This window comes from Polymorphospora sp. NPDC050346 (genome assembly GCF_040655695.1).
In the GTDB taxonomy this organism is placed as follows: domain Bacteria; phylum Actinomycetota; class Actinomycetes; order Mycobacteriales; family Micromonosporaceae; genus Polymorphospora; species Polymorphospora lycopeni.
Window position 1 is genome coordinate 114,923 of sequence record NZ_JBFAKM010000019.1, and the last position, 21,752, is coordinate 136,674.

Annotated in this window: 16 protein-coding genes; 12 read left to right on the top strand and 4 right to left on the bottom strand. The window is 71.6% G+C overall.

Annotation, left to right across the window (positions count from 1 at the left end):
• Positions 1 to 40: 40 nt before the first annotated feature.
• From AB0I42_RS20640 to AB0I42_RS20660, 5 genes are all read left to right on the top strand, one after another.
• Complete coding sequence (locus tag AB0I42_RS20640) at positions 41 to 2,926, top strand: type 2 lanthipeptide synthetase LanM family protein (protein WP_357539151.1); 2,886 nt, start codon at positions 41 to 43, stop codon at positions 2,924 to 2,926.
• Positions 2,919 to 4,793: an ABC transporter ATP-binding protein gene (locus AB0I42_RS20645; protein WP_357539152.1), complete on the top strand. Its 1,875-nt coding sequence runs from the start codon at positions 2,919 to 2,921 to the stop codon at positions 4,791 to 4,793. The genes AB0I42_RS20640 and AB0I42_RS20645 overlap by 8 nt, the downstream gene beginning before the upstream one ends.
• Positions 4,794 to 4,973: 180 nt before the next feature.
• A complete protein-coding gene (locus tag AB0I42_RS20650) occupies positions 4,974 to 5,330 on the top strand; it encodes a metalloregulator ArsR/SmtB family transcription factor (RefSeq protein WP_357539153.1) in 357 nt (118 codons plus the stop codon).
• Positions 5,327 to 5,809 carry an SRPBCC family protein gene (locus AB0I42_RS20655; RefSeq protein WP_357539154.1) on the top strand — a complete coding sequence of 161 codons (483 nt, stop codon included), beginning with the start codon at positions 5,327 to 5,329 and terminating at the stop codon, positions 5,807 to 5,809. The genes AB0I42_RS20650 and AB0I42_RS20655 overlap by 4 nt, the downstream gene beginning before the upstream one ends.
• Positions 5,796 to 6,368: a TIGR03086 family metal-binding protein gene (locus AB0I42_RS20660; RefSeq protein WP_357539155.1), complete on the top strand. Its 573-nt coding sequence runs from the start codon at positions 5,796 to 5,798 to the stop codon at positions 6,366 to 6,368. The genes AB0I42_RS20655 and AB0I42_RS20660 overlap by 14 nt, the downstream gene beginning before the upstream one ends.
• Before the next feature lie 198 nt (positions 6,369 to 6,566).
• On the opposite strand, the gene AB0I42_RS20665 is transcribed toward AB0I42_RS20660, so the two are convergent.
• Genes AB0I42_RS20665 through AB0I42_RS20675 form a run of 3 tightly spaced genes read right to left on the bottom strand, consistent with a single transcriptional unit; the run spans position 6,567 to position 10,812 of the window.
• On the bottom strand, positions 6,567 to 7,529 hold the full coding sequence (locus tag AB0I42_RS20665; protein ID WP_357539156.1) for a hypothetical protein: 963 nt from the start codon (positions 7,527 to 7,529) through the stop codon (positions 6,567 to 6,569).
• 5 nt (positions 7,530 to 7,534) lie between these two features.
• The gene (locus tag AB0I42_RS20670; RefSeq protein WP_357539157.1) at positions 7,535 to 9,748 is read right to left on the bottom strand and encodes a glycosyl hydrolase family 28-related protein; all 2,214 of its coding nucleotides are present in this window, start codon (positions 9,746 to 9,748) and stop codon (positions 7,535 to 7,537) included.
• A gap of 23 nt (positions 9,749 to 9,771) precedes the next feature.
• Positions 9,772 to 10,812, bottom strand: a complete 1,041-nt coding sequence (locus AB0I42_RS20675; RefSeq protein ID WP_357539158.1) for a LacI family DNA-binding transcriptional regulator — start codon at positions 10,810 to 10,812, stop codon at positions 9,772 to 9,774.
• Positions 10,813 to 11,072: 260 nt separating this feature from the next.
• Here AB0I42_RS20675 and AB0I42_RS20680 point away from each other — a divergent pair, with 260 nt between their 5' ends.
• The 3 genes from AB0I42_RS20680 to AB0I42_RS20690 all read left to right on the top strand — a co-directional run bounded on the left by AB0I42_RS20680 (position 11,073) and on the right by AB0I42_RS20690 (position 14,703).
• Positions 11,073 to 11,648 carry a DUF2690 domain-containing protein gene (locus AB0I42_RS20680; RefSeq protein WP_357539159.1) on the top strand — a complete coding sequence of 192 codons (576 nt, stop codon included), beginning with the start codon at positions 11,073 to 11,075 and terminating at the stop codon, positions 11,646 to 11,648.
• Between the two features lie 218 nt (positions 11,649 to 11,866).
• Positions 11,867 to 14,032, top strand: a complete 2,166-nt coding sequence (locus AB0I42_RS20685) for a glycoside hydrolase domain-containing protein (protein ID WP_357539160.1) — start codon at positions 11,867 to 11,869, stop codon at positions 14,030 to 14,032.
• Between the two features lie 11 nt (positions 14,033 to 14,043).
• Entirely contained in the window at positions 14,044 to 14,703 is a 660-nt protein-coding gene (locus tag AB0I42_RS20690; protein WP_357539161.1) for a hypothetical protein, read from the top strand.
• 91 nt (positions 14,704 to 14,794) lie between these two features.
• Here the strand turns inward: AB0I42_RS20690 and AB0I42_RS20695 are convergent, their stop codons facing one another.
• Positions 14,795 to 15,916 carry a hypothetical protein gene (locus tag AB0I42_RS20695; RefSeq protein ID WP_357539162.1) on the bottom strand — a complete coding sequence of 374 codons (1,122 nt, stop codon included), beginning with the start codon at positions 15,914 to 15,916 and terminating at the stop codon, positions 14,795 to 14,797.
• 155 nt (positions 15,917 to 16,071) lie between these two features.
• Between AB0I42_RS20695 and AB0I42_RS20700 the strand changes: the two genes are divergently transcribed.
• The 4 genes from AB0I42_RS20700 (at position 16,072) to AB0I42_RS20715 (ending at position 21,362) form a co-directional block, all read left to right on the top strand.
• Entirely contained in the window at positions 16,072 to 17,064 is a 993-nt protein-coding gene (locus tag AB0I42_RS20700; RefSeq protein WP_357539163.1) for a histone-like nucleoid-structuring protein Lsr2, read from the top strand.
• A 14-nt stretch (positions 17,065 to 17,078) separates the two neighbouring features.
• The gene (locus AB0I42_RS20705; RefSeq protein WP_357539164.1) at positions 17,079 to 17,570 is read left to right on the top strand and encodes a UPF0158 family protein; all 492 of its coding nucleotides are present in this window, start codon (positions 17,079 to 17,081) and stop codon (positions 17,568 to 17,570) included.
• 63 nt (positions 17,571 to 17,633) lie between these two features.
• Positions 17,634 to 17,897: a hypothetical protein gene (locus AB0I42_RS20710; protein ID WP_357539165.1), complete on the top strand. Its 264-nt coding sequence runs from the start codon at positions 17,634 to 17,636 to the stop codon at positions 17,895 to 17,897.
• 180 nt (positions 17,898 to 18,077) lie between these two features.
• A complete protein-coding gene (locus AB0I42_RS20715; RefSeq protein ID WP_357539166.1) occupies positions 18,078 to 21,362 on the top strand; it encodes a DUF4132 domain-containing protein in 3,285 nt (1,094 codons plus the stop codon).
• The last annotated feature ends 390 nt before the right edge of the window (positions 21,363 to 21,752 follow it).

Genomic DNA, 21,752 nt, shown 5'->3' on the forward strand with positions numbered 1-21,752 from the left:
GGCGGGGGTATCGAACCGGGCGACGGCAAGTTTCGACCCGGTGCTGGACCGCCTGATCGCGCCGGAGGCCGGTCGGTTGGCGGCCCAGCTCCGGGTCGTTGCGGACCTGGGCGCCGACGAGCAGGCGGTGATCCTCGCCGCCGCGACCCGGGCGTGGCGGAACTCCGTACGACCGAAGGTGACCCGGACACTGGTGCTGGAGGTCTACGCCGCCCGGGCCGGTGGCCGGCTGGCGGGCCCCGATCCGCGGTCCCGGTGGGAGCACTGGCTGGAACTGGCCACCACGGACGGCTTCTGGCCGTCGATCGACGACCGCTACCCGACCCTGCGCCCGCGCCTGGACCGGGTCCTGGCGGGCGGCCGCCGCGCGGCGGCGACGTTCGCGCACCGGTTCGCCGCGGACCGGTCCGCGCTGCACGCGGTACTGCCGTCGGGTGACCCGACGCTGCTCGACCTCGACTTCGGCTCGGGCGACACCCACCGCGGCGGGCAGACGGTCGCGATGGTCCGGTGCGCCGCCGGCCCGGTCGTCTACAAGCCGCGTCCCCTGCACGTCGACGCGGAGCTGGCCGGGCTCGTCGCCCGCCTGCTGCCCGACGAACCGCCGGCCACCCGGATCCGGGTGCCCACCGTCCTGGTCCGCGACGGGTACGGCTGGGCCGCCCATGAGGCCCACCGGTACTGCGGTACCGAGGAGGAACTGCACGCGTTCTACCGGGGACTCGGCCACTGGGCCGCGGTGATGCGGATGCTCGGCGGCAGCGACCTGCACGCGGAGAACCTCATCGCGGTCGGACCGGTGCCGGTGATCGTCGACTGCGAGACCCTGTTCACGCCGCAACCGCCGCTCCTGCCGTCGGGGTACGGTCTGGCCAGTGACCGGGCCGGCCGCGCCCTGAGCTCGTCGGTGCTGGGAACCGGACTGCTGCCCGGGCGTGGTGTCGCGCTGGCGTGGCGTGGCCTGGACCCGTCCGGTGCCGGCGGGCTGCGGGGTGAGCAGCCGACGGTGCGGGTGCCGGTCCTCGTCGACGAGGGCACCGACCAGGTCCGGGTCGGCTTCGCCGAACTCGACGCCCCCGAGGCCGCCAACCAGCCGAGCCCCGAGCCCGTCCTGGCCCGCTACTGGGGCGACGTCTGCGACGCCTTCGACGAGTTGACCGACCGGCTGCGGAGCCTGGACCGGCGTGGCCGGCTCGAGCCGTTGCTGGCCGGGTTCACCGGCTGCGAGGTGCGGTACGTTCGCCGCAACACCGAGACGTACGCCGAACTGGCCCGGATGCTGTGGCATCCGGCGTCCCTGTTCGACGAGCCGGCCGCGCGGGCCAGGGCCACCGACCTGCTGGCCCGCCACGCAAGAAACGACGCGGAGGCACCCGACGATCCCGACGTCATCGCCGCCGAGGTCGCCGACCTGCTCGTCGGGGACATCCCGATGTTCACGTCGGCCGCCGACCCGGACCTGATCGCGGGCACGCTGCGCCGCTGGCGCGGAGCCGATCCGGAACTGGACGGCCAGGTACTGCGGTCGACCCTCATCAGCGCCTATCTGAACGAGGCTCCGCCCGCGCCGGCCGGTCCACCGCTGATCCCGCGGCAGGTCCGTGCGGAGGATCTCGACCGCCGCCGACGTGCGCTCGCCGCCGAGGTCGTCCGTACGCTGCTTGCCACCGCCGTCCGGGCGCAGGACGGTACCGCCACCTGGATCGCGCCGGTCCTCACCGCCGGCTCCGGGTGGGCGGTGCAGCCGCTGACGCCCGACATGTACCTCGGTACCGTCGGTATCGCGGTCCTGCTCGCCGCCTACGACAACGAGGTCCGGGCGGGGCGGGCCGACCCGGTCGACGGCGCTGCCGAGCTGCTCGATGCCGTACTGGCGACCATGCGCGCCGACGAGGACCGGGCTGAGGCCGACCGGGGCTCCGGCATCCCGATCCGTCCGGAACCCTCGGGCGGCTACCTCGGACTCGGCGCCCGGATCTGGGGCTGGCTGCTGCTGCGCCGGCTCGGCCGGGGCGACGCAGGCCTTGCCGGCGCGGGCCGGTCCGGCGCCGGGCTACACGGCACGAGCGACGAGGCGCTGCGCCGCGCCCAGGCCCTCGCCGCGCTGCTGCCCGCCGCCGTACGGGCGGACGAGGCGTACGACCTGCTGCGCGGGCCGGCCGGCGCGATCGTTCCGTTGCTACGACTGGCCGAGATCGACGGGGACCCCCGATGGCCGGCGACGGCCGCCGCGATCGGCGAGCACCTGCGGGCCGCCGCCCGCCGGGCCGACGGAGACCCGGCGGCCGTGTGGTGGCCGGGGCCGTTCGCCACCGACGGCCTGGGCGGGGTGTCCCACGGCGCCACCGGCATCGGCTGGGCCCTGTCCCACCTTGCCGGGTGCGGCGATCTGGCGGCGGCGGCGTTCCGGTACGAGGAGTCGCTCTACGACCCCGGCCTGCCGGGCTGGCTCGACATGCGCAAGCCGGAGCGGCCGACCGACGCGGCGGCGTGGTGCCACGGGGCGGTCGGCATCGGCATCGTCGCCGCCGACCGATGGCGACGCGCCCCCGACCCGGGGACCCGCGAACGGTGGGCCGACATGCTGCGCCGGGCCGCGGCGGCGAGCTGGCCGGCGGGCATGGGGGCCAACCACACCCTCTGCCACGGCGAACTCGGCACCTGGGAACTGCTGCGGGTGGCGATCGACGCCGGCGTCGCCCCCTCCGATGTGGACCGCGCTGAGCTCGACGCCCGAGTGCTCACCGGGATGGAGGAGTTCGGGGCGGTCGCCGGCCCGAACCGTGACGCGTTCCGGCCGGGGTTGCTGCTCGGCCTCGGCGGCATCGGCTACCAACTGCTGCGCATGCATCCCGGGTGCCGCCTGCCCTCCGTCCTGCTTCCCGATCCCGGCCCGCCGGACCGGATCGGGCCCACCGATGGATGATGTGGCCGCGCCGTACTGGCGGCTGGAGACACCGACCGACCGGATGGGGCCGTGGCAGGTCATCCGGGGGATGCCGGCGGCGATCGGACCCGCCGTCGGCCTGATCCGGCAGGCGGCGCCCCGCGCCGCCTGGACGGTCGTCACGCTCCACCTCGCCGCCGGCGTCGCGACCACGTACGGGCTCGTCGCCACGGCCGGGGTGCTGGAGCGGCTCTTCGCGGCCGGGCCGACCGGGGCCCGGTTGGCGTCGGCCGCGCCCGCCCTCGCCCTCGTCGTGCTCGCCTTCGCCGGCCGCGCCGGCCTGGAGATCGTGGCGACGCTGGCGCAGGCGCGGATCGCCCCGGCGGTGCGCCGCCTCGCCGACGAGCGGCTGGTGGCGGCCGGCCTGTCGGTGGAACTGACCGCGTTCGACGATCAACGGTTTCTCGACCGCATGTTCCGGGCCCGCGACCGCGGCCTGCTCTACCTGCAACGCGTCGTCGAGAACCTGGTCGAGGTGATCGGAGCGGTGCTGGCCGTGACCGCGGCCGCGGTCAGCCTGACCGTGCTGCATCCGGTGCTGCTGCCCGTACTCCTGGTGACCGTACTTCCGGACGGGTGGGCCGCGTTGCGGGCGGCCCGACTCGGCTACGCCAGCAACGCCCGGCTCGTCGCGCTGAACCGCAGGGTGGCGATGGTGACCGACCTCGCCACGGAACGGCAGCCGGCCGCGGAGGTCCGCGCGACCCAGGCCCAGGGCAGCGTCCTCCTGCGGTACCGGGAGGCGGCCGACCTGGTCCGCGACGAGGAGGTCGCCGTCGCGTCAGCACAGGTCAGGGTCCGGGCGCGGGGGCGAATGCTCGCCGGCGTCGCTCTCGGCGGCGTCTTCGCGGCCCTGTGGCTGCTGCTCGACGCCGGCTGGATCCCGCTCGCCGTCGCCGGTACGGCGCTGATCGCCACCCGGACCGCCGTCGCCGCGCTGGCCCGCCTGGTACGCGCCGCCGACCAACTCTTCGAGCAGGGCCTGTACGTCGCCGACTTCCACGCGTTCCTCGCCGACGCGGCCACCCGGGCCCGTCCGGCGACGGGGCCGCCGGCGCCGGCCGCACCGCAACGGATCGAGCTACGTGATGTCGGCTTCCACTATCCGGGTTCCCGGCTGGTGCTGCGGGGAGTCGACCTGACCCTGCACGCGGGCCAGACGGTGGCGCTCGTCGGCGAGAACGGCTCCGGCAAGACCACCCTTGCGAAGATCATCGCAGGGCTGTACCGTCCCACCATCGGATCGCTGAGGTGGGACGGCACGGACCTGGCCGACCTGCATCCGGACACCGTCGCCGACCGGGTGATGATGGTGCTGCAGGATCCGGTCCGCTGGCCCGACTCGGCCCGGGTGAACGTCCGGATGGGACGTTTCGACCGCGCCGACCCGGACGACCAGGCCCTGCGGCAGGCGGCCCGGGAGGCACTGGCCGACGAGGTCGTCGACTCCCTTCCCCAGGGCTGGGACACGCTGTTGACCACCGCGTTCCGCGGCGGCGTGGACCTGTCCGGCGGCCAGTGGCAACGGCTCGCGGTGGCCCGCGGCCTGTTCCGCGACGCACCCGTGTTGATCTGGGACGAGCCGACCGCCCCGCTGGACGCCCGGTCCGAGTACGCGGTCTACGAGGCACTGCGCCGCCTGGCCGCGGGCCGTACGGTCGTCCTGATCACGCACCGGTTGGCCAGCGTCCGCAACTGCGACCAGATCTACCTGCTCCACGAGGGCGAGATCGTCGAGCGGGGCAGCCACCATGAGCTGCTCACGCTCGGCGGCCGGTACGCCGAACTGTCCCTCCTGCAGGCCCGGATGGCGGAGGATCCGTGGCTCTCGCTGCCGCACCGCTGACCCGGCTCGCCGCCTGATTGCCCGCAGGGGTCGAACCGGGCAGGTCGCCTTCAGCCGGACCCGCCCGTTCGTTCACCCCCGTTGCTGAGCAGGACTTTCAATGCGACGGTTGACGAAGTCAAGAACGCGATCTAACGTCAGTTTCAACCAGATGGTTGAAACTGCTCGGAAGAGGTGGAGATGACGGCGGACGGGCTGTCCCGGATCTTCGCGGCACTCGCGGAACCGACCAGGCGTGACATGGTGACGCGGCTGGCGGCCGGCGACGCGACCGTGCACCAGCTCGCCGAGCCGTACCAGATTTCGCTGCAAGCGGTCTACAAGCACCTGAAGGTGCTCGAGGACGCCGGGGTGGTGAGCCGGCCGCCGGGGCCCCAGCCTCGGCCGGTGCGGTTGGAGGTGGAGGTCTTCGACCTGATGGACAGGTGGATCGAGCGCTACCGGCGCCAGGCGGAGGAGCGTTACCGCCGCTTGGACGAGGTCATCGCGCAACTGAACGAGACCGGCAACGACCAGCAGGAGGGAACCGCGGCATGAGCACCATCGCCGAAACCAGGATCGAGGCCGACCCGAACGTGCCGATCATTCGGATCGTGCGCGAGTTCGCGGGCACGCCCGAGCAGCTGTTCCGGGCGCACACGGATCCCGAGCTGTTCGCGCGGTGGATCGGCCCGAGTTCCTTGCGGACGCGCATCGAGGAGTGGGACGCGCGCTCCGGCGGCAGCTGGCGGTTCGTGTCCAGTCGAGACGGGGAAGAGTACGCGTTTCGCGGCTGCTTCCACGAGGTCCGGCCGGACCGCATCGTGCAGACGTTCACCTACGAAGGCGACCCCGACGGTGTGGCCCTGGAGACGCTGTGGTTCGAGGACCTCGGCAACGGCCGGACCCGGCTGCGCACCCAGTCCCTTGTGGATAGTTTCGAGGGTCGGGACGCATGGCTGAGGAGCGGCATGGAGGTCGGGGTCAACGAGGGCTACACGAAGCTCGAAGAGATGCTCGCCGATGGCACTGCCTGACCGGCCCGCCGAGCGGCACCGGGAGATCAGCCGGGTGTTCACCGACCGCGTCCGGGGTGCCCGGTCGTGGGACGTGTCCTCGCCGGTCACCGGGTGGACCGCCCGGGACGTGGTGCGTCACCTGACGCAGTGGTTTCCCGCGTTTCTGGCCGCCGGCAGCGGCAGACAACTGCCGGGCGGACCGAGCGTCGACGACGATCCGGTCGGCGCGTGGCAGGCACAGTGCCAGGCCGTACAGGCGCTGCTCGACGACCCGGCGACCGCCGACCTGGTTCTGAGCAACCCACATCTCGGCGAGGTGCCGCTGGACCGCGCGATCGACCAGTTCTACACCGCCGACGTGTTCATGCACACCTGGGACCTCGCCCGGGCCACCGGCCAGGACGACCGGCTCGACTCCGACTTCTGCGCCGAGTTGCTGGCCGGGATGGAGCCGATCGAGCAGGTCATGCGGTCGTCCGGGCAGTTCGGTGCCCGGGTGCCGGTGCGAGACGACGCCGACGCGCAGACCAGGTTGCTCGGCTTCATCGGCCGGGACCCGGACTGGACGCCACGTTGACGGCGACAACCTCGACCGGACAGGCCGCGTCGGGGCCCGCTACGACCCCGACGCCGTCTACACCCGCTGACCCGTGACCACCGCCCCGACTCCTCGAAAGTGACGCGGCCTTCGACGACGGCCGACGCGCCTGGCCCCCCGTGGCCGACTTCCGGCCCGCTTGTGACCGGGAGGGCTGGCCGGCGCGAGGGTCCGGTGTCACGGTCCCGGCGGGTTGAAGTAGGGGTCGGCGGCGAAGCCGGCGAAGGCGAGCTGCGCGGGTCCGCCGTCGGGGACGGTGACCCGCCAACGGTTGTCGATGTCGTCGCCGTCGCGGTGGAAGTAGAGGAACGCCTTCAGGTTCGGGTAGTCGCTCTTGACCACCGCCCGGGTGGCGTCGAGCCACGCGGCCTGGACGGGGGCCACGTCGTCGCGGTGCACGCCGGTCTCGCCGACCATGAACGGTTTGCCGTGCGCGACGGCGAAGGCGTGCGCGGTGTCGAACATGAGGTCGAACGGCCGGTAGTGGTAGTCGGGCTTGTCCGGCTTCGGTCGGGCGTAGCCGTCGGCGGCGATCCAGTCGACGTGGTCGTCGCCGGGATAGAACGGCTCGGCCTTGAACGTCTCCCGGTACGCCCGCCAGGTCGGACACCACACGAACGCCACGTTCGGCGCCTGCGCGAACTTGCCGTGCACGTACCGCCAGGTGTCCCGAAACAGTGCCGTGTCGGTGTAGCGCAGGTCGAACTCCCAGGTGAAGCGTAGGAACACGGCGGCGTCGAGGCCCGCCAGAAGCTGGGCCTGGCCGTCGATCTCGGCGTCGTGTACACCGTCAACGATCTGGCGGAGGCGTGCCTCGTTGCCGGCACCCCAGGAGATCATCGGGATGCGCCCGGCGGCGATGTCCTGCTGGATGCGGGTCAGCGGTGCCCCGGTCCCCGCGTGCTGGAAGCTGTGGTTGATCCGCAGCCCGTGGCCGATCTTCGACTCCAGTGCCTCCGGTTGGGAGACGCCGGTGTTGTTGCCGGCGTACACGTAGGCGCCGAAGTGGGCGCCGGAGGCGGGGACGAGGTCGGCGGCGACGGCGGCGGCCGTCCCCGCCACGGCCGGGCTGGCGCCGCCCGCGTACGCCCCGATGGCGGCACCTCCGGCCAGGGTGAGCAGACCGCGGCGACTGATCATGGCGGTCACCGGATCTCGATCAGCGTGAACTCGAGTTCGGGCACCGAACGCCCGGTGTCGTGGTCGGTGACCGCCACCCCCCACTGCGTGAACTCCGGGGTCTTGTCCCGGTAGCCGCGGTTGCCGCGCAGTTCGATCCGCTTGCTGTTTCGGACGCTGACGCCGTACGGGTGCGGGCCGAGGACGGTCGCCACCCGGAACAGCACCGAGTTGGCGAACAGCAGGTCGTTGGAGTCCTCGATCTCGACCGCCTGCGACCGCCACCCGTACAGGTGGTCCTCGGTCTGCAGGCCGAGGAACTGCCACCTGGACACGTCGCGTAGCACCACCTCGCGGGTCTCGTGGTGCTCGACGGAGACCTCGTACACCCGGGTCGGAACCTTGGTGTCCTCGATGAGCAGTCCGTTGTCGGCCCAGCCGTTGACGCTCCAGACGTTGGCGAGCACGCCACCGCCGCCGCGGACCCAGATGCCGTACTTGTGCGCGCCCCGGTAGGTGTAGCCGGGGTCGCCGGACGCGACGTCGGCCGGGTGCCACTTGACGAACTGTGTCGTGACGTCGGCCAGGTAGGAGCCGGTTCCGGACTGCCAGAGCAGGTTCACCGAGCCGGCGGTCTGCTGTGCGGTGTCCAGGCCGATGCCGGTCACGGTGTTGCGGCCGCCGCAGGGTGTCGCGACCAGGGGGCGTGTCTTGCCCGGGTCGCTGAAGTTCGGGTGCCCGTCGGCGGCCAGCAGCCAGGTCTGCCGGGGGTGCAGGCCGATCAGGTTCGTCGTCCGGCCCAGGTGCAGCGTGTCGCTGAACAGGTACTGGCCGATCGGGACGAAGACGGTGTCGTGGCGGTCGACCGCGGCCTGGAAGACCTCGAGGTCGTCGGCGCCGGTGCCGATGCTGCGTCCCATCTCGGCGGCGACGTCGGCGACGCTGACCCAGGTGCGGGTCGGTGGCAGGGCCGGTACGTCGGTTTGCAGCGTGCGGCGGATCTGGGCCGCGGGCGCGGCCCCGGCGAGGTCGGCGTGTACGCCGTCGGCGCGCTTCTCGTGCCGGCTCAACGCCCGCTCCACCCGAAGGCCGTACGTCAGTTCGCGGATGCGGGTCGACGCCGACCGGGTACTCGTGCGGTGGCCGCTTTGGGCGAGCAGGAGCAGGTCCCGGGTGCCGGCGGCGGTGCAGTCGAGCAGCGTCAGCTGGTTGCTGTACCGGATCAGGTCGTTGTCGGCGCCGGGGATGGTGTCGCTGTTGTTGAGTACGACCGCCACGTCGCGGACGTCCTGGAAGTGGGAGTCCTGGATGTAGAGGTGCTGCCACTGCCCTTGCGCGCTCTCGAAGGCGCGCGGCATGCCGTCGAAGGCGGTGCGGACCACGACGAGCTTGGCGTCGTTGAACATCACCACGCCGGCGCGGCGCTGCCCGGTGAACCGGCAGTCCAGCAGTGTGGTCTGCCAGCCGGCCGAGGCCGCGTACGCGTGCAGGCCGATCTCGCCGCCGGTCACCCGTACCCGCTGGATGATGTTCGCGTTGTGGTCGATGCCGGTGTGGCCGTCGCCGACGTCGATGTCCATGTCCTGCAGCAGGCACAGTTGCGCGCCGCCGAACCGTACGGCGACCGCGTCGGTGTTGCCCGGGCCGATGCGGATGTCGACGTTGACCAGCGCGGAGCCGAACGTGTCGTTGTTCGCGTACGCGATCGGGCCGCCGACCGGGCGGCGGCGGAAGGCGAAGATGTCCCTGATCGTTCCGGTGGCGTACCCGGGGGTGTGCGCACCCAGGAGGAACAGCGGGCGGCGGGCGCCGACGCCGACGACGCGTACGGAGTCGTAGACGTTGACCGGGGCGGAGAGCCGGTAGGTGCCCTGCGGCACGAGGACGACCCCGCCGCCGTCGCCGTGCGGGAAGTTTCGTGCGCCGCCGAGGATGTCGCCGAGCTTGTTGGCGATGCCGCGGCGGGACGCCTCGTCGATGGCGGCCTGCAACGCCTGCGTGTCGTCGCCGACGCCGTCGGCGTGCGTGTCGAATCCGGGGGAGCCGAGCACGACGGCGGTGGGGTCGTGCGGCGGGGTGGTGATGACGGACCCGAACACGGTCGGGTCCCAGTGGGCGGCGGTTGGGGCTGTGGCGGTACCGGGGACCGCCGAGGCGATGTCGGGAAGCAGGGGTGTGGCGGCGAGGCCGACACCGGCGGCGACGAGGCGTCGCCGGGACAGTCGGGGGGAGTTGTCCACTGTCAAGGTTCCTTTCGCGGCAGTCAGTTGGGGGCCGGGGCGCAGACGGTCTGCCCGGTCTCGACGCGGCAGGGGAGCAGCCGGTGGCGATCGGTGTCGCCGTGGCCCCCGATGAGTTCGACCAGCAGTCGGAGGGCCTGGGCGCCCATCTCCTCGCGCGGGATGCGGAATCCCGACCAGTTCAGGCCGCTGTGCGCGGCGCTGTCGACCGCGATCTCGGGCTGGCCCAGGATCGCGATCGACAGGTCCGCCGGCACCGTGAGCCCTCGTCGGGCGGCGGCGGCGCGGAGCCCTTCCGCGCGGTGTGCCTCGGCGAGTACGAGTCCGGTCAGGCGGTTGTCGAGCACGACGTCGAGGATCTCGTCGGGGGTGAGGTCCGCGGGATCGAAGGAGGTGGGTCGCAGGCCGGCGTCGCGCATCGCGGCCCGGTAGCCGGTGAGCCGGTCGAGGATCGACTCGCGGTCGCTGAGTTCGCCGACGAAGCCGATCCGCTCGTGGCCCTGGGCGAGGAACAGGCGTACGACGTCGTGTGTGGCCCGTACGTAGTCGGCGCCGACGTAGGGCAGGTCCGCGTTGTTCGGCAGCTGGCGGCGGCCGACGAAGACGAACGGGAGGCCGTCGTCGAGGAGGTGGACGAGTTCCTGCTTGTCCTCGCTGTGGCCGAGCAGCAGGCAGCCGTCGGTGATGCCGAGGTGGGCGCGGGCCTTGCCGGAGAGCCGGCGGCGGCCGTGCTCGACCTGTGCGCTGGTGAACAGCAGCAGGTCGCATCCCCACTGTTCGGCCTCGCCTTCGATCCCGATGAGGAACGGGTGGTAGAAGTCGCCACCTCCACGGGGGAAGACCGGTTCGTAGGTGAAGACGCCGACGATCTGGTTGCGGCCGCCCGCCAGGCGCTGCGCGACCGGGTTGGCCGAGTAGTTGGTCTTGTTGATCGCGTCGAGCACCCGTCGGCGGGTGTCGTCGCCGACGCGGTTGCCGTCGCCCTTGAGTACCAGCGAGACGGTCGCCTGGCTTACGCCGGCCAGGCGTGCCACGTCGGCCTGGGTTGCTCGACCCGCTCCCATGAGACTCCTTGTTATGCGTATAACTACTCAGGTCCGCCAATCGAGGTAGGCGAGGCGGTGGAGCGATCTTGTTGCATCTCAAGATCTATGTCAAGGGTGTTACGAACTCGGGTCCAGCCGGTCATGCGAATAACAAACCGGGTCTCGCTGCCGACCAGGGACATGTTGCGGGAGAGGCCGGGCGCTCCGGACCACCTGCCCGTGCCTCGGCGCCTACGCGCCGACCGTGGTCCGTTCCGCCCGCTACCACGCGCGTGATCATGCATCAACAGCCGTTGCATCCGCCTTCGAAGGCGCAAGGTGTCGTCGTCGCGCCGAACGCGGTCCATACGCTGCGCTCCATGCAGACCGTATCCACGGAAACAGTGAAGTCGCCGATGGCGCGAGAACCGAAGCGGCGGACCCTGAGCCGATGGCTCGTGGTGCTGCTCGTGGCGGCGGTGGTCGGCACGACGGGCACACTGGTGCCGGCACGGCCCGCCCTCGCAGGCAAGGTCGAAGTCGGATGCTGGGGCGACTGGTGTTCTGGCCGGGACCCGGAGGAGACGAAGTGTTCGGTCGATGCCTACACCGTTGCCTCGGCCGGCATCCCCTGGTCGGGCGGCCTCGAGGTCGAGTTGCGGTGGTCGCCGACCTGTCAGACGAACTGGGCAAGGGTGAACTACGGTGCCTTCTCGTTCGTTCGGGCAGTTCAGCCGGGGACCGGCTACACACAGGACTACAGCGCGACCAACGGCACCTACTGGTGGAGCCGAATGATCTATTCGCCTGACCGGTGCGTGAAGGCCAGCACGGCCTCAGTGCTCTACACCCAGGTCGACACGTGGTGCGTGTAGCGACGCCGACAACATCGAGAGATTTACATCGCTGCTAACTGTCCGTACGATTGGCGCTACTCGATCAAGCTCCGGCCCTGGTCCCCAGCCTGCCTGGCGGGCCGGCCGCACAGCCACCGACCACCCTTCGGCCCGGCGGAACGATCGCCACCGCGGTCCGACTCGTCCGCCGATGAGCACGCGACACATCGCCACGACGCCAGCAGTACGGGGGAAGAATGCCGGTAACGATCCGTCCGCGCGCCACCTGGGGCCAGTACGTCTCCGAGCCACGGCGGGCGCACGCCTCCGCGGCCCCGGTGCCGACCACCGGACGCGAATGGGACCCCGTCGGGGGAGTCTTCATCCACCATCGTGGACCCTTCAACCCGTTCGCCCGCAGCTACGACACCGAGGAGGACTGCCAGCGGGACATCGCCGAGATCTACGAGTCGCACTGGAACAGCGCCGACTTCGACGGCGACATCGGCTACAACTTCCTCGTCTGCCAGCACGGCAACATCTACCAGGGCCGGGGATACGAGCGGGGCGAGGCCAACTCCGGCACCGCCCCCAGGATCGACGGCCTCGGCCGCAACGCCGGCTTCTACTCCATCTGCGCGCTGATGCGCTCGAACCACTACGCCGCCGAGCCGCTGCTGCGCGCCTTCCGGTCACTCATCGACCACCTGCGCACCGAGGCACCCAGACGCACCGGCCCGCGCATCCTGCCGCACTCGTACCAACACGGCGAGACCGAGTGCCCCGGCAACCTCACCATGTACGCCCGGGCCGGGTCGACGATCGACCCCGCCGTCGCGTGGTCCGGCCTTGCCGACATCCACATCTACCGGGCGCAGCAGTGGGCGAACGTCACCTACGCCAACGCGCCCGGATACCTCAGGTGTCCGGAGGACGGGCGGACCGGCTGGTCGACGGTCCTGTCCCTCACCCAGGGCCTCCAGCACGAACTCGGCATCTCCCCGACGGTGCAGAACTTCGGTCCGGGCACCTTCAACGCGGTCCGCGCCCGCAACCTGCTCCCGCAGCAGGAGTTCCGGGCCAACCTGATCCGGATCTACAACGGCGCGCTGTGGTGCAAGGGCTACTGGACCTCCACCGAGCAGGGGACCTGGAGCGGTGACTCGCAGGCCGCGATCGAGCAGCTGTACGCCGACGCCGGACTGTCGTACTCGAACCAGACGATGCGGCACGCGATGTGGCCGCACGTCCTCAAGGCGATGCTGCGGATGGACCAGTTCCAGCTCGTGCCCGGCGGCGACGCCAACATCCAGACCATCCAGCGGCGGCTGAACTCCCGGTACGTCGCCGGGATCGGGATCCCCGCGATGGGCCTGGTGCCCTGCGACGGGATCTACTCCCGTGACGTCCAGCAGGGACTCATGATGGCCATCCAGCACGAGATCGGCATCCCGTCCGCCTCGATCAACGGATACTTCGGCCCCGGCACCCAGACCGGACTGCGGACAGTCGGCTCCGGCACCCTCACCGGCGACCTGCGCTACCTGTTCCGCTCGGCCTGCTACTTCAACTCGCCCACCGTGTCACCCGACAACCCCGGGACACCGCTGGGCTACCGGCCCGAGGACATCGGCACCGACACCGCCACCAGCACCCACCTGAACTGGTTGCGGACATTCCAGCGGTTCTCCCAGATCCCGGTGACCGGCACCAACGACTACACGACCTGGGCGCAGCTGCTGGTCTCCTCCGGCGACACCGACCGGCCGGCCACCGGCTGCGACTGCATCACCGAGATCACCGCGACCCGGGGCGGGCAACTCGTCGCCGCGGGCTACCGGATCGTCGGCCGTTACCTCGACGAACACCTTCCCCCCGGCGACCCGTTCTACCTCGGCAAAGCCCTCAAACCGACCGAGCCGCAGACCATCCTCGACGCCGGGCTGCGCCTCTACCCGATCTTCCAGTACAACGGCACCCAGCTGATGAACTTCACCTACGAGAAGGGGTACGACCAGGGCCGGGCCGCCCACCACAAGGCCGTCGAGTACAGCCTTCCCGCCGGCACCTGCATCTACTTCGCGGTCGACTACGACGCCCTCGACGCCGAAATCGACAGCAACGTCCGGCCGTACTTCGAGGGGGTCAGGACCGCCCTGACCGAACTGGGCAACCGCTACTTCTTCGGCGTCTACGGCTCGCGCAACGTGTGCAACCGGATCTCGCGGGAGGTCGGCGCCCGCTGGTCGTTCGTCTCCGGCATGTCGTGGGGCTTCTCCGGCAACCTCGGCTTCCCGCTGCCGGCGAACTGGTCGTTCAACCAGATTCGGGAGTACGACTTCCGGCCCGGCTGGGGACTGGACCACAACGTCTGGCGCGACGGGTCCGACCCCGGCGTCACCACCCTGGACAACGGCGAGTGAGGAGAGTTCCGATGGTCACCAGACGAAGCCTGCTCGGTGCGGCGTCGGCGGGCGTCGGCGTACTCGCCCTGACGCCCGGCGCCGGCGCCCACGCCGCCGTCACCGGCGAGTGGACCCGGGGCGTGTCCGCCAACGGCTGGCCGATCGATCCGAAGGCGATCACCGACCACCGGGTCGAGGGATCGTCGACCTCGGTGGCCCTGCGTTCCGGCCCGGCCGCCGTGGTGCTGCTGCACGTCGCCCGTCGCTGGCACTACGAGATCGCCCCGCTCGACACGGGCGAGGGAGGCGGGATCACCGGCCACGTCACCAGTCGGGTCGTCGGCGCGGACTTCGAGTCCAACCACCTGTCCGGCACGGCCGTCGCCTTGCACCCGACCGCGTATCCGCTCGGCGGCAGCGAGGGACTCTGGCCGCACCACGAGGTGATCGTGCGGGACATTCTGCTCGACTGCGACGGCACGGTCGTCTGGGGCGGCGACCTGCGGCCGTCGAAGGTCTCCCACTTCCACCTCGCCGCCAGGCCCGGTGACAGGGCCCTGTCCCGGGTCGCTGCGGCCCTGGACACCGGTGTGCGGGTCGGGTCGCGGTCGCAGAGCGCCGGCACCGTCGCCGACCCGGCGACCCCGGCCCGCCGGGAGAGAGCCCGCCGGCTGCCCCGCCCGCGCTGACCCGGGTGGCGGCCAGCGGCCGCGAGGGTGACAAGTCCGTGCGTTTCGTGTGGCGGGCTGGTTCATACGGCTCGCCGCCGTCCGGTCGGCGCTATTCGTGCAGTCCGACTCGCACATGCGCGGCGAGGCGGTCGCTGAGGACGGTGAGCCGGGGCAGATGGCTGCTGGCGTACCAGTCGGACTTCTGTCCGCGTAGCAGTTGTTCGCCGTGTTCGTGCCAGGTCGTGGCGGGTTTGCCGGTGGCAGCCCGCAGGACACGATCGGCGTTGTCGGGGTAGCGGGCAGCGAGCCGCTGCAGCGGGACCGGGTCGACGGTGTCATCGTGCAGGTACGCCCGGACGATCTCCTTGTACCGGCGGCGGCGCATGAGATCGGGGTCAGCGAAGGCCTGCTCGGCGAGGGCGTAGTCGGCGTACATGCCGAGGCCGGTCTGCGGGTCGTAGATCACGCCGACGGTCTCGGCCGAGTAGTCGAGCCAGTCCAGGTCGGTCGGCGGGGCGGTGCCGGGTTCGCCGGAGTAGGCGTCCCAGTACCCGCGTATGGCCTTGTCGACCTCGTCCACGCCGAGGGTGACCTCGTCGCTGCCGAAGTGCGCGACGAACGCGGCGTGTTGGGCGCGTTGCAGCTCCCACGCGCGGGCCAGGCGCTGCGGGTTGTAAAAGACGAGTGCGGGCTGCTCGGTCGCGAGCCGGATCGCCGCACCGTAGGCGCTGGCCCGGTCCTGGGCGGAGTAGCGGGCGGTAGCGCCGCTGAGCAGCCAGTCGTCGTGCACGGGCACGATGCGGCTGCCGATGAACGAGCCTGGCGGCATTTTGTCGAAGGTCGGCTCGTCGGTGTTGGTGCGGATGCGGTAGGGCAGGTCGTCGACGAGATTCACGGTGTGCAGGACAGGGCCATCGCGCCCGGTCACCTCGAAGACGCCCTCGCGTACGTCACGCCAGCCAAGGAGGAACTCGCGTTCGGCCTCGGGGAGTGCGGGATGGGCTTCGACGAACAGGTCGATGACGGTGCGCCCGTCGTGCAGGCGGTGCTGCTGGACGAACCAGTCGAAGAAGTTCGACAGTTCGCCCTCGTCCTCCACGACGACGACCCGTCCGAACCGGGCTCTGATCTCCTGCCGGAACGCGCGGTCGAAGCGCGGCTTGCGCGCATAGTCGAGCAGTTCACGCTTCAGCGTCACACTGCGTCGCACCAACTCGTCGATCGATGACACAGGCTGCCCTCCACAGGAGGAGCCTATGCCCGACCCATGACATGCCGCGCGCGAGGGCGGGTGGTCGCCTCTTCACAGCTCCGGCGATCGGCGCCGCATGATCCCGTCACCCGGTCGGCGGGGAACCCGCGGGTCGGCTGAGCAACACTGGACGCGTGGAGTTGCTGATCGCCAGGAACCCGGACGAGGCATCGACCCTGCCGTACCTGCTGAAGGTGCCGTTGGGCGACGGACTGGTCTTCCGGGCGCGCGACACGTGGCCGCGGACAACGGCGGTGTACCTGCACCCGGTCTGGGCCGACGAGTGGCCCGACACCCCGGAGATCGTCGAGCGGGTGCCCGTGCGGTCGTGCGTGCGCCGGGGTGCGGCGATCGACCTGGTCCTCGACCGTGGCCGGGAGAACCGGTCACAGATCGTCTACACGACCGCGCGAGGCCGCGAGGTGGTGTTCTGGCAGTCTCCGCGCACCCGCAAGCAGGCCAGGCCGCAGGTGAACACGCCCACCGCCCGCGCCGCCGGGCTGGCCGATCTGCCGGTGGTCGTAGACTCGCACGAGCGGTACGCCTACACGTTCGCCGGTAAACCCGTCACGGTCACCCGGCGGGCACTGCGCTGCGGCGACTACGGCCTGGAACACCAGGGTCGCCTGGTGGCCGCGGTGGAGCGCAAGAGCCTGGCCGATCTGGTCGCCTCGTTGACGTCCGGGAAGTTGAAGTTCGCGCTCGCGGACCTGGCCGCGCTGCCCCGGGCCGCGCTGGTGGTCGAGGATCGCTACTCGCGGGTGTACGCGTTGACGCGGGTGCGGCCGGCGGTGGTGGCCGACGGCCTGGCCGAGGTGCAGGTGGCCTGGCCCAACGTGCCCATCGTCTTCTGCGAGACCCGCAAGCTCGCCGAGGAGTGGGTGTACCGCTTCCTTGCCGCCGCCCACGTCTGGGCCGTCGGCGAGGCGCCCGCCGTGCGGGCAGGGAACGGGCCCACACCTGCCACCACTGCCGCGCCGGTCGGGTCGCAGCCGTCGACCAGGCAGATTCGTGTCTGGGCGCGGCTCAACGGCATCGACGTGCCCGACCGCGGTCGGTTGCGCCCGGAGGTGATCCAGGCCTGGCACGACGCTCACCCGTCCCCGACGACGCCCGAGACGGATTGAACAGGAGACCGCCCGTGCTGAGGGTTGTGGACCTCGACCTCGACGAGATCGTCACGGCGCTGCAGAGCCAGGACGGCTATGAGCAGTTCTGGCTCATCGACCCCGTGACCGGCGAGATCACGTTCGGGTCTTCGGACCTCGACCCGGATCCGGACCTCGACGACTGCGACCTGGTCCGGATCGATCCGCTGCCGTCGCGTGTGTGGTATCGGGACATGGCGGACTTCGTCGACGGGATCGCCGACGAGCGGGCCGGGGACAGGTTGGCCCGTGCGATCCAGGGCCGGGGTGCGTTTCGCCGGTTCAGGGACGAACTCCACGACGAGTACCCGCACCTGCTCCAGATGTGGCACGGGTTCTCGGGCAGGCGAGCCGTCCGCCGGGCCGTCGAATGGCTTGCCGACAACTCTCTGGTCGACGTCGCCGACGCGGACCGGTTCCTGGCCGACCTTCCTGACCTCGACCTGTCCGGGACGGGTCGAACAGCCCGCCCCACCGAGGTATAGGTGCCGCCCCGGGGACCGCGGTGGAGCGGCACCGAACTCGATGCTCTGATAGAGCTCGCGACCGTGGATGCGTACGACGACGATGACCAGCTCACCGGCCTGTACACCATGCTTGAGGAGCACCTGGCGCTGCCCTTCACCACCGAGGTGCTGGGTGTCGCGGTTTCGGTCGACCGGATCGACCTGACCGACGACGGCCGGATCGTCGCCGTGTGCGAGCGAGCCGGGATACGCCAGGCGATCGGCATCCTGGACCTGCCGCTGCCGGACCCCGCTCCGACCGGCAGCCAGTGGATCGCGGCATACCGGCGGTGGGCACGACGCTGACCCCGGCGGCGACGGCGTTGCCGGCTGACGCCGAAAGCACCGAGGCGGTGCTCTGGATGGTGCGGGCAGGGGTGCCGGCCGGGACGCCGCCACCAGGTCCCAGGTGGCCGGGAAGCAGGCCCGGTTCTGTCGGTGGTCGTCGCTACCGTGTCGCCCGGTCGCACAGGGAGGCGTACGGGGATGACCGACGAGGACCAGCTGGTGATACCGCGGGCGTGGTACCGCAGCATCCATCCGCGTCGCGACGGCGCGCCGGTCGGCTACGAGCCGGATCCGGACTGGCAGAACGCGCTTCGCAGGCTCGTCGCGCAGCGCCCGTCGGTGCGTGACGCGCTGCGGCACCACCACACCCCCGCCGAGGTGGCGTCGGCCGGGCTGGCATGGTTCGACGAGACCGGCGAGGAGACGCCGTTGGGTGCGGCGGCGGTCGCGACGGCGCTGATCGCGTTCGCCGACCGGCGCGACCCCGACTACCAGCCGATCGCCGACGCCTGGATCGGCCGGCACGGACTGATGTTCGCCGTGCGGGCGGCGGCGGAGCTGGCTGGGCTCGGCTACGGCGGTTGGTCGCGTTCGGGACCGGTCCACCGGGACCGCGAGGGTGGCGAGGTGATCGGGAGCCACTGGCTCGCACGTGGCCACGAGCAGGTCCTCGGCCGGGTACGGGCAGCGCTGGCGTGCGAGTCCACCGACGAGTACACGGCGGCGGTCGCGGCGCTGTCGGGGTATCGCGACGGGTCGCTGCGGCAGCGGATCGTCACCTCGTTCCTCGTCCCGGGCCGGGAGGACTGGGTCGACGCGGACGTCCGCGCCCTGGCCGGGATCGAGGACTCCTCGGCGCTGTTGTTGCTCGCCTCGGCCACCACGGTCGCCCAGGTGCACCTGATCGAGGATGCCCTCGCGGTGTCGGTCCGGGCCGCGCTGTTCTCGTCGCGGATGCTCCACACGGTCGCGGAAGGGCTCGGTGCCGCCGGCGCGGACCTGTTCGTGCACTGGCTGGACGACTTCTACGCCGACGCCGCCACCCGCTGGGTGCTGCTGTCAGTGGTCGCGGCCCTGCCCGGTGACCACCCGTTCCAGCTGCTGCTGAACAGGCTGAACGACAGGCACGTGGCCGCTGCCGTCGTGGCGGCCGCCGACCGGTTCCCGCACCGGGCGCTGCGGCTGCTCGCCACGGCCCCGAAGACCGACGACCTGCTGCGCCGACACCTGCTGCGGCATCCCGGCCTCGCCGACGAGTTGCCGCCCGGCCTGCCCGCCGCGGCATCAGCCCGGATCCACGCCGCCAGGGCAGTGCCGACCGAACCGACGGCACCCGCGCAGCCCCTGCCTGCACTTCTGGTCACGCCCCCGTGGACGGTGCGGCGCAAGACGCCCCGACCGGTGGTCCTGACCGGATTGCGCTGCGCCGACGAGCCCAAGTTCCATCCGGATTCCGCCGACCGGGTTCGAATCGATCCGGTCGACCTGCGCCACGATGTCAACCCGGCCTTGGTCAAGGCGCAGATCCGGTCCGGGACCGCCGTGGACTGGCAGGCCCGGCACGTGCTGGAGACCGAACCGCCGCAGATCGCCGTACCGCTGTTGGCGGTCTGGCGCCCGCGCGAGCTGTGGGGGCTTGCCTGGTGGCTGCCCCGCCTGACGACCCGGTTCGGTGTGGACGCCTACCCGCTGGTGCTCGACATCGCCCGGCGCAGCCCGGCCGAGGCCGGCCCGCAGCTGGCGCGGTTCACCAGCCCGGACATCGCGCTGTTGATGGCCGACTGGCTGGCCCGGCTGAAGACCGTACACAAACTCGCCCTCGCGTGGCTGCGCCGCCACCCGGCGGCGGCCGCGCGGGCCCTCGTCCCGGTGGCCCTGTCGAAGCCGGGAGTTGCCCGCCGGCAGGCCGAGCGGGCGCTCGTCGCGATCGCCGGGGCCGGGCACCGGGACACCGTGCTGGCCGCCGCCGCGTCCTACGGCCCGCCGGCCGCCGCCGCGATCACCGACCTGCTCGACGCAGACCCGCTCGACGGGTTCCCGGCGCGGATCCCGCGACTGCCCGACTGGGTCGACGTGGCCACGATGCCTCCCGTCCGGCTGCGTGACGGCACCGGCGTGCTGTCCCCCGACGCGGCCGGGCACGTCGTCACGATGCTCGCGATCTCCAAGCCGGACGAGCCGTACGCGGGGCTGGCCGTGGTCGTTGGCGCGTGCACCCCGGACAGCCTCGCCGCGTTCGCGTGGGAACTGCTGGAGCGCTGGCTGCGGGCCGACGCAGCGCCCGCGCACGGGTGGACGCTGAACGCGCAGGCCCTGCTCGGCGACGACACCACCGCCGGACGTCTCGGCGCCGTGGTGCGGCGATGGCCCCACGAGGGCGCCCACCAGCGCACCGCCGCCGGCCTGGACGCACTCGCCCGGCTCGGCACCGAGGCGGCGCTGCTGCAGTTGCACAGCATCGCCACCACTGTGAAGGCGAAGGCGGTCCGCGCCCGGGCGACGGCGAACCTGCAGGAGGCGGCCCAGCAGCGCGGCCTGTCGGCTGAGCAGCTCGCGGACCGGCTCGTGCCCGATCTCGGCCTCGGCCCGGACGGCACCCTCGTGCTCGACTACGGTCCCCGCCGGTTCGTCGTGCGCCTCGACGAGCAGCTCAGGCCGCTGATCACCGATGGGGACGGCAGCCACCGTAAGGGGCTGCCGAAGCCCGCCGCGGCCGACGACCCGCAGCTGGCCGCCGCAGCGCTGGACCGGTTCGCCGCGCTGCGCCAGGGGCTGCGCGCGTTCACCAGACAGGTGCACCGCCTGGAGGAGGCGATGGTGCGCCAGCGGCGCTGGACCGGTGCCGAGTTCCGGCAACTGCTGGTGGACCATCCGGTGCTCGGCCGGGTGGTGCCGAGGCTGGTCTGGGCGCTGTTCAAACCGTCGGGCGAGGTTGTCGGTGCGTTGCGGGTCGCCGAGGACCGTACGTTCGCCGATCTCGACGACGAGACGATCACGGTCGCCGACGATGCGTGTGTCGGCGTCGCCCACCCCGTGCAGCTCGGCGCCGACGTGTCCACCTGGGCCGACCTGTTCGACGACTATCAGCTGCTGCAGCCGTTTCCGCAGCTCGGACGTGAGGTTCATGGGTTGACCGTCGATGAACGGTCGGCGGTCCGGCTGGCCCGGTTCGACGGTGTCAAGGCGTCGACGGTCAGGCTGCTCGCGCTGGAACGGCGGGGTTGGCGGCGCAGCGGCGAGGACGGCGGCCGCCAGCATCGGATGGAGTGCGACCTGCCCGACGGCGGCCGGGTCGTCGTCGCGCTCGTCCCGGGCATCATGATGGGGGCTCCGGACCATCATCCGGAGCAGACGTTCGAGGACGTGTGGATCTGTCGCGCCGGCGGTGACGAGTGGCGTGACCCGCATGACGTTACGTTCGGGGAACTCGATCCGGTCTCGGCCTCCGAGTTGCTGCGTGACCTGACCGAGGCGACAGGCTGACGCGAGGCGCTCGAGGCAGCCGGACGGCCCGCGAGGCGGCAACCACGTCGATCTAGGACACCCGCCGGCGGGCGGTCCCGGCCGGCGGGCTGGCGACACTCGTCCCGGCGGGGTCTGTGATCAGGTCGTGGTGACGGCCGGGAAGCCGGCGGTGAGGGCGGCCATCGCGCGGCGGATCCGGGTGTCGGCCGCCGGGCCGCTCGCACCGGTCGGCGCGACGTGGTGCAGCACCCCGACCACCGCCAGGGCCAGTGCCTGCGTGTCGGTGTCGGCAGCAGGTCCGGGGCTACTGCCAACGCCTTGACGCAGAGAGATTCCGCTAGATCCACAGGCCGCGGGGTGGGACGGCACGCCGTCCCACCCCGGTACCGGTGCTTCCGTGCCGGGCGG